Below are 7,448 nucleotides of genomic sequence, written 5' to 3'. Positions count from 1 at the left end.
CCGACCACCGGAAGGCGGACCTGATCGTGGCCGGGGCCAAGGGCCTGGGCGCGGTCGCGCGCTTCCTGCTCGGCAGCGTCTCGACCAAGCTCGTCCAGCACAGCGCCTGCTCGGTGCTGGTGGTGCGATAGCCATTCGAAAGGCGAGAGTGGGACAAAACGACCCTTGGCGCCGAAAGAGCCGAGCCAAGTAGATTGACCGCGTCCAGGATTAAGGAGTATGCTGCTTCCCTAGTAGGGAGAGGCTCGCATGCGCTCCGGTTTGGTCTTTTTGGCTCTGCCACTCATCCTGCTGTTCCTGGCTTTGAGTTTCAACGCCTACGCCTGTGTCCTGCCGCTATTCGCCTCGCCGGATAGTGAGCCAACGGACAGTACGATGCAGGGGCGCGCTTGCTCAACTCCTGAGGAACAGGCTGCGCGCCAGTTCTGCGACGCCTTCAAGACGTTGAGCGTCAACAATCCCGCCCCGTCCTACACCGCCTCAGACTGCCAGACGTTCTGTCCCGAAGATACCACCTCGTTGACTCTGTCGCTCAATCTCGGTACACGGAGCGGCGGCAAGCTCCGTTACCCAGAAAGCAGTCCTCCACGGGACTTACTTCTGAAGAGCACCGTGCTTCGTATCTGATCCCGCCGATCCTCGCTTTTCTTCAATCCCGTTCGTCATAGCGCTGCCAGTCGGGCTGATTCGGAACGATCCGGGGTTCCGGTATTCCCCTTGGTGCTTTCGCCCCGATCGTCGGAGTCGGCGCCGGCTTCTGAGGATGCGGAGGAGGACCTTCATATGTACCGGCATATATACCGGGACGGAAAAACGTGCCATCTGATTGCCGGGGCGGTGCTGACATTCGCTCTAGGCCTGGCCCCAAGTGCCGACGGGAAAGACCTGTCCCCGCGTGAATCATTGCCTTTGTCGGATTTGGTCCAGGAAGCCCTGGCTCGAAATCCGGAGATTCAAGCGGCGCGGCAACAATGGGAAGCTGCGGCAAAACGGGTTCCTCAGGCCCGATCGCTGGAGGACCCGAGCTTCCAAGTCCAGTGGTGGAATCTGCCCGATTCCTTCAACCTTGGGCAGGCGCAGAACACGATCATCGGGCTGTCCCAAAAATTCCCTTTCCCAGGAAAACTCGCCCTCAAGGAGGAGGTTGCCACTCGCTCGGCCGAGATCACCGAACAGGCCCTTCGGGCCAAGGAACGGGAGGTGATCGCGCGGCTGAAACAGGCCTATTACGACCTGTTCTTCGCTCACAAGGCGATCCAGATCCACCACGAGCAGATCGATCTGTTGACCCAGTTCCTGGACATCGCCGTGGCGAAATTCCGCACGGGGAAAGGGAGTCAAGTGGATGTGCTCAAGGCCCAGGTCGAACTCTCCACGCTTCACCAACAGCTCCCCGTGCTGGAGCAGCGTCGTGACACGGCCCAGGCCAAGGTCAACACGCTGTTGAATCGGGACCCTCGGTCGCCGGTGGGGCTCCCGCAGGAGCCGCGCGCGGCGCGGTTCGACAAGGACCTCGACGAGCTGTTTCAGATGGCGGCCGACGCCAGGCCGGAGGTAAAAGCGGCCGCTCTGGCGGTCCGGCGGAACGAGCACGCCCGCGCCCTCGCGCACCGTCAGTACTATCCGGATGTCACGGTCGCGGTGCAGCGGTTCCAGAACTTCCAGGCCCATGACGGCTTCGGCGCCGTGATGGCCATCAACCTGCCGTTTGCCTTTTGGACGAAGCCGAAGTACGACGCGGCCGCGCAAGAGGCGGCGGCGGCAGTGGCAGCCGCGCGCGCCGACCTCCAGTCGCTGGAAAACCTGACGCGTTTCCAAATCCGAGACGCGCTCGCGAAAGTGCGCGCCAGTTGGGAAATCGCTGTGCTGTATCGGACCACCGTCCTGCCGCAGGCTGAGGAAAGCCTCGCATCGGCGCGAGCCGGCTATCGGACCGGCCGCACCGATTTTCTGAACCTGATCGAAGCCGACCGGGCCCTTCGAGAGTTTCAGCTTGCGTACTATCGCGCGCTGGTCGAATGGCAACAGAGGGTCGCCGAACTTGAGCAGGTGGTCGGCAGGGAATTGTAAGGAAGGAGGTGCGACGTGCGCGTCATGACGTGGCAAACAATGCGAACGACGTGGATCGCGATCGGGATGATCGTGGCGGCCGGCGGGGTCTGGCTCATCGAAGGAAGGGAGCCCTCACGGCCCTTGCAGACCGGTGAGGAGCGGTCCCGCTACGCCGTGCAAGGAGAGTCGCAGTCGCCCGGCATGGCGGACATGAAACCCCCAGCAGCTCCGGAGGGCGGGCCCGCCCAGGCGTACGCCATGGTCACCCCGTTCAAACAACAGTTGATCGGGGTGAAGACCGCGCTGGTGGAGAAACGGCCGCTCGAGACCGTCGTTCGGGCAGTCGGCAGAGTGGGTTACGATGAGCAACGGATCACCCACGTCAACCTGCGCGTCTCGGGATGGGTGGAAGAACTCTTCGCAGATTTCACAGGCCAGTTCGTCCACGAAGGCCAACCCCTGTTCACGCTGTACAGTCCCGATCTCGTGGCGAGCCAGGACGAGTATCTCCTCGCGCTCAAGGCCCGTGACAAGGTCGGAGACAGCCCGATCCCGGAGGTCCGTGCACAGGCCGAGCAGTTGGTCGAGGCTGCCCGCGACCGGCTGCGGCTATGGACGCTGACCGACGACCAGATCAACGAACTCGCCAGACGGGGCAAGGCGCAAACGTCCGTCGCGATGACCGCGCCGGTCACAGGGTATGTCGTCGAGAAGAAAGTGTTCAAAGGAAAGTACGTCGAACCGGAGACGACGCTGTACTCGATCGCGGACCTGTCCACGGTCTGGATCAATGCCGAGATATACGAGTACGAGGTGCCGTTTGTGAAGATGGGACAGCCGGCCACGGTGACCTTCGCCTCCTACCCCGGGGAGCGGTTCCACAGCCGAGTGTCGTACATCTATCCCTACCTGAACAAAGACGCCCGGACCGTCAAGGTCCGCCTGGACCTGCCGAACCCTAACGGCCGCATCAAGCCGGACATGTACGGGGACGTGCTCGTCAACGTGAACCGGGGGAGCAAAGTGGCGATTCCGGAGCAGGCACTCCTGGACTCCGGGACGCGGCAGCTCGTCTTCGTCGTCCGCGGCGACGGCCTCTTCGAACCGCGGCAGGTCAAGCTGGGCCCGAAGATCGGAGCCTACTACGAGGTCCTCGACGGATTGGCAGAAGGGGACCGCGTGGTGACGTCGGGCAATTTCCTCATTGACTCGGAAAGCAAGCTGATGGCCGCCACGAACATGATGGGTGCGCTGGGGATGGGCGGTATCCGGATGGAGCAGGCCCGGATGGGCAAGATGGACATGGGCGGGATGGAGATGGGGGCACAAGAGACAACGTCCGTCGCCGGGGCCAAGCGGGAAAAGAAGACCGGCGGGCTCACGCTACTGCTCTCGACCGAGCCAGCGTCTCCGCGGATCGGAGAGAACCGGATCCGGGTCAAACTGACGGACGAGACCGGCAAGCCTGTCTCAACGGCCAACGTGTCGCTCACATACACCATGCCGATGCCGGGAATGGTCCCGGCGACGATTCCGATGGCGCTCGGGAAAGACGGCGTGTACGAGGCCAAGGCGAACCTTGGGATGGGCGGCCAGTGGGAGCTCACGGTGACCATCCAGCGCGCTGGGCAGCCTGAGATCCAAGAAACCTTCGCGGTGACTGCAGGGGGCGGGATGCCAGGGACGTAGTCGGCGAAAGAGATGGAGCGCGGGATGATCGAACGCGTGATCGAGTGGAGCGCCCGGAACACGTTCCTGGTGTCGCTGGCGACGCTCTTTCTGATGGGCTGGGGACTCTGGGCGGCGTACCAGATTCCGCTGGACGCGATTCCGGACCTGTCGGACGTGCAGGTGATCGTGTTCACCGAGTGGCCGGGGCGAAGCCCGGACCTTGTGGAAGATCAGATCACCTACCCCATCGTCACCTCCATGCTGGGCGCGCCACGGATCAAATCCGTCCGCGGCCAGTCCTTCCTGGGACTCTCCTTTGTTTACATCATTTTCGAGGACGGCACCGATATGTACTGGGCCCGGAGCCGGGTGGTTGAGTACATGCAGGGCGCGACCGGCAAGCTGCCCGAAGGTGTGACTCCCGCGCTTGGTCCCGATGCGACCGGTGTCGGCTGGGTCTTCCAGTACGCGCTGGTGGATGAGTCCGGCCAGCATGACCTCGCCGAACTGCGCGGCTTTCAGGACTGGTATCTTCGCTACCGGCTCCAGAGCGTGCCGGGAGTGGCGGAAGTCGCCTCGATCGGCGGCTTCGTCAAGCAGTACCAGGTGCAGGTGGACCCCAACAAGCTGCTCGGGTACCACGTTCCGCTCAAGACGGTCATCGAAGCGATCCGGCGCGGCAACAACGACGTCGGCGGGCGCGTGATCGAAGCCAGCGAGCGGGAGTACATGGTACGGGGCCGGGGCTATATCCGGTCCTTGGAAGACATCCGGCAGATTCCGCTCGGCACCGATCGGCAGGGGACGCCGATTACGATCCGTGATGTTGCACATGTGACCGTCGGGCCTGACATGCGCCGGGGTCTCGCCGAGCTGGATGGCCGCGGGGAGACGGTGGGCGGCATCGTGGTCATGCGGTACGGCGAGAACGCGCTGGCCGTGATCGACCGGGTGAAGGAGAAACTCCGAGAGATCGCGCCGTCCCTTCCCAAGGGGATCAAGATCCTGCCAGTCTACGATCGATCCGAGCTGATCCTCCGCGCCATTGCCACCCTGAAAGAGAAACTGATCGAGATCAGCCTCGTCGTAAGCGGCATCGGCTTGGTGTTTCTGTTTCACCTTCGCTCCGCTCTGGTCGCCATCCTGACGCTCCCAGCCGCCATCCTGCTCTCGTTTCTCACGATGTACCATCTGGGCATCACCTCCAACATCATGTCGCTGGCCGGCGTCGCCATCGCCATCGGGGCCATGGTGGACGCGGTCATCGTCATGATCGAAAACGCCCACAAGCGATTGGAACAGTGGACCCGTGACGGTCAGCCCGGCCCCCGAGCGGTCGTGATTGTGCGCGCGGCGCAGGAAGTCGGCAAGCCCCTGTTCTTTTCGCTCCTGATCATCACGATCTCGTTCCTGCCGGTGCTCACGCTGCAAGGTCAGGAGGGTCGTCTGTTCAAGCCTCTGGCCTTTACCAAGACCGCCGCGATGTCGTTCGCGGCGGTGGTGTCCGTCACCCTGGCGCCGCTCCTGATGGTCTGGCTGATCCGGGGAAGGATTGCACCCGAGGAGCGCAACCCCATCAACCGGCTGTTGATGCGGCTCTACCGGCCGATCGTGGCCGGGGCGCTCCGCGCGCGGTGGCCGGTTCTCGTTTTCGCCCTGGCGGTCGTGGGAAGCTCGATCCCCTTGTACGGGAGACTCGGGTCGGAATTCATGCCGCCGTTGAACGAAGGAACGATCCTGTATATGCCGACGGCCCTGCCCGGCATTTCGGTTACCGAGGCGAGCAGGCTGCTGCAGCGACAAGACCAACTCCTCAAGCAGTTCCCGGAGGTCGAGCGCGTCTTCGGGAAGATCGGACGGGCCGGGACCCCCACCGATCCGGCGCATTTAAGCATGGCCGAGACCGTGGTGACATTGAAGCCGGAGGAACAGTGGCGACCGGGCCTCACGTGGGAGTCGCTGATCGCTGAGATGGACAAAGTCCTGAAATTTCCAGGGATGCCCAACATCTGGTGGATGCCGATCCAGACGCGCACGGAGATGCTGGCCACCGGAATCCGCAGCAACCTGGGCATCAAGATCCTCGGATCGAACCTGTCCGAGATCGAGCGCGTCGGCCTGGAGATCGAGGGCCTGCTTCAAGAGATTCCGGGAACGCGCAGCGCGTATGCCGAGCGGGTGACCGGCGGCTACTACGTGGACTTTCACATCGAGCGAGATGAGGCCGCCCGCTATGGGTTGACCGTGGAGGACGTCGAAGACATCATCGAAACGGCCATCGGCGGGAGAAACGTTTCTCAGACGGTGGAAGGCCGGGAACGATACCCCATCAACGTTCGCTATCTGCGCGAGCTGCGCGACGACCCGGACGCGCTTCGGCGGGTCCTAGTGGAGACCTCCAATGGGGCCAAGATTCCAATGGCCCAACTGGCTCGGATCAGCCTGACCAGCGGCCCCCCCTCGGTTCGCGACGAAAACGGTTCGCTCGCCGGCATCGTATTTGTGGATGTCGCGGGACGCGATTTGGGCGGGTACGTGGAAGAGGTTCAGCGGCTGATCCGCGAACGGGTGCGGCTCCCGCCCGGCTATTCCCTGGTGTGGGGCGGTCAATTTCAGTATCTCGAACGGGCCAAAGCCCGGCTCACGGTGGTCGTCCCGGTGACGATCTTCCTGATTTTCATGCTGCTCTACCTGAATTTTCGATCGGTGGCGCGCAGTTTGATCGTGTTGTTGTCGGTGCCGTTCGGAGTCGTGGGCGGCGTGGTGTTGCTGTACTTCCTGCACTACCACCTGAGCGTCGCGGTCTGGGTCGGCATCATTGCCCTGGCCGGCGTCGCAGCCGAGACCGGCGTCGTAATGATCATCTTTCTGGACGAGGCCTGCGAGCGTTGGCAACATGAAGGTCGCTTGCGGTCCATGACCGACCTTCGCCATGCGATCATCGAAGGAGCCGCGCGGCGGGTGCGGCCCAAGATGATGACAGCGTCGGCGATTCTCCTCGGGCTGCTGCCGATCATGTGGAGCCACGGGACTGGGGCCGATATCATGAAGCGGATCGCCGTTCCCATGATCGGCGGGGTGGTGAGCTCGACGATCCTCACGCTCATCGTCATCCCCGCCTTGTATTTTCTTTGGAGGGGTCGGGGGCTTCCCGCCTCTGCTCCCCCCGAGCCGAATGAGGCGACACCCGCGTGAGCAAACAATCGGCGTGCCACAAAGCGTCGCCGCGTTCAAGACTCCTGTTGCATTACGCTACAAGCCCGTGAAGCGGCTGTAGCAGGAATCCCTCCGCTCACAGGCGGTGGTTCATGCGTAACTGTGCGCTTTTTAACGGGAAGTCGGTCATGCAAATGGCAATTTCGATGGCACTACCCTTGCGGTAAGTCCCGGCAGCCGAAACTCGAGAGGAAGGAACTGTCCAGAGGAATTCTTCTTCAGGTGGAGGTGCGACATGACCAACATCCAGCGGATTCAGATGGCGATGCCCGCTGCGGCCTGCCTGTTCCTCGTTCTGCTCCTCGCTCCGGCTGTGCCGGCTGCGGAGGAAGCCAGGCTCTCGCTCGCGGGACTCATTGAGGAACTCGCCCAGCGGAACCCAGAGATCAAGGCGGCGCGGAAGCGATGGGAGGCGGCCCAGGCCATAGTCCCGCAGGTGCAGACCCTCCCGGACCCCAAGCTCCAGCTCGGGTATCAGCGCATGCCCATGGTCGAGCCGCTGCAAGGGG

Annotated in this window: 6 protein-coding genes; all 6 read left to right on the top strand. The window is 63.0% G+C overall.

All coding sequences use genetic code 11. The annotated features are described in order from the left end of the window. Positions 1 to 131: universal stress protein (locus AB1411_16885; GenBank protein ID MEW6545267.1), on the top strand; the 131-nt coding region annotated here is incomplete at its 5' end. A 118-nt stretch (positions 132 to 249) separates the two neighbouring features. Beyond that, on the top strand, positions 250 to 627 hold the full coding sequence (locus AB1411_16880) for a hypothetical protein (protein MEW6545266.1): 378 nt from the start codon (positions 250 to 252) through the stop codon (positions 625 to 627). A gap of 282 nt (positions 628 to 909) precedes the next feature. Beyond that, entirely contained in the window at positions 910 to 2,070 is a 1,161-nt protein-coding gene (locus AB1411_16875; protein ID MEW6545265.1) for a TolC family protein, read from the top strand. 39 nt (positions 2,071 to 2,109) lie between these two features. Then, positions 2,110 to 3,741 (top strand): FixH family protein, encoded by a 1,632-nt coding sequence (locus AB1411_16870; protein ID MEW6545264.1) that lies wholly within the window; start codon positions 2,110 to 2,112, stop codon positions 3,739 to 3,741. 24 nt (positions 3,742 to 3,765) lie between these two features. Next, entirely contained in the window at positions 3,766 to 6,918 is a 3,153-nt protein-coding gene (locus AB1411_16865; protein MEW6545263.1) for a CusA/CzcA family heavy metal efflux RND transporter, read from the top strand. Between the two features lie 256 nt (positions 6,919 to 7,174). Further along, a partial coding sequence (locus tag AB1411_16860) for a hypothetical protein (GenBank protein ID MEW6545262.1) occupies positions 7,175 to 7,448 on the top strand: 274 nt, incomplete at its 3' end.

The sequence above is a fragment of the Nitrospirota bacterium genome (assembly GCA_040757595.1).
GTDB lineage: Bacteria > Nitrospirota > Nitrospiria > Nitrospirales > Nitrospiraceae > JBFLWP01.
This window is presented reverse-complemented; position numbering and strand designations above follow the sequence as displayed.

Excerpts from the sequence above, each read along its gene's own strand:
- AB1411_16865 (MEW6545263.1), top strand. The coding sequence starts at position 3,766 with ATGATCGAACGCGTGATCGAGTGGAGCGCCCGGAACACGTTCCTGGTG.
- AB1411_16870 (MEW6545264.1), top strand. The coding sequence starts at position 2,110 with ATGCGAACGACGTGGATCGCGATCGGGATGATCGTGGCGGCCGGCGGG.
- AB1411_16880 (MEW6545266.1), top strand. The coding sequence starts at position 250 with ATGCGCTCCGGTTTGGTCTTTTTGGCTCTGCCACTCATCCTGCTGTTC.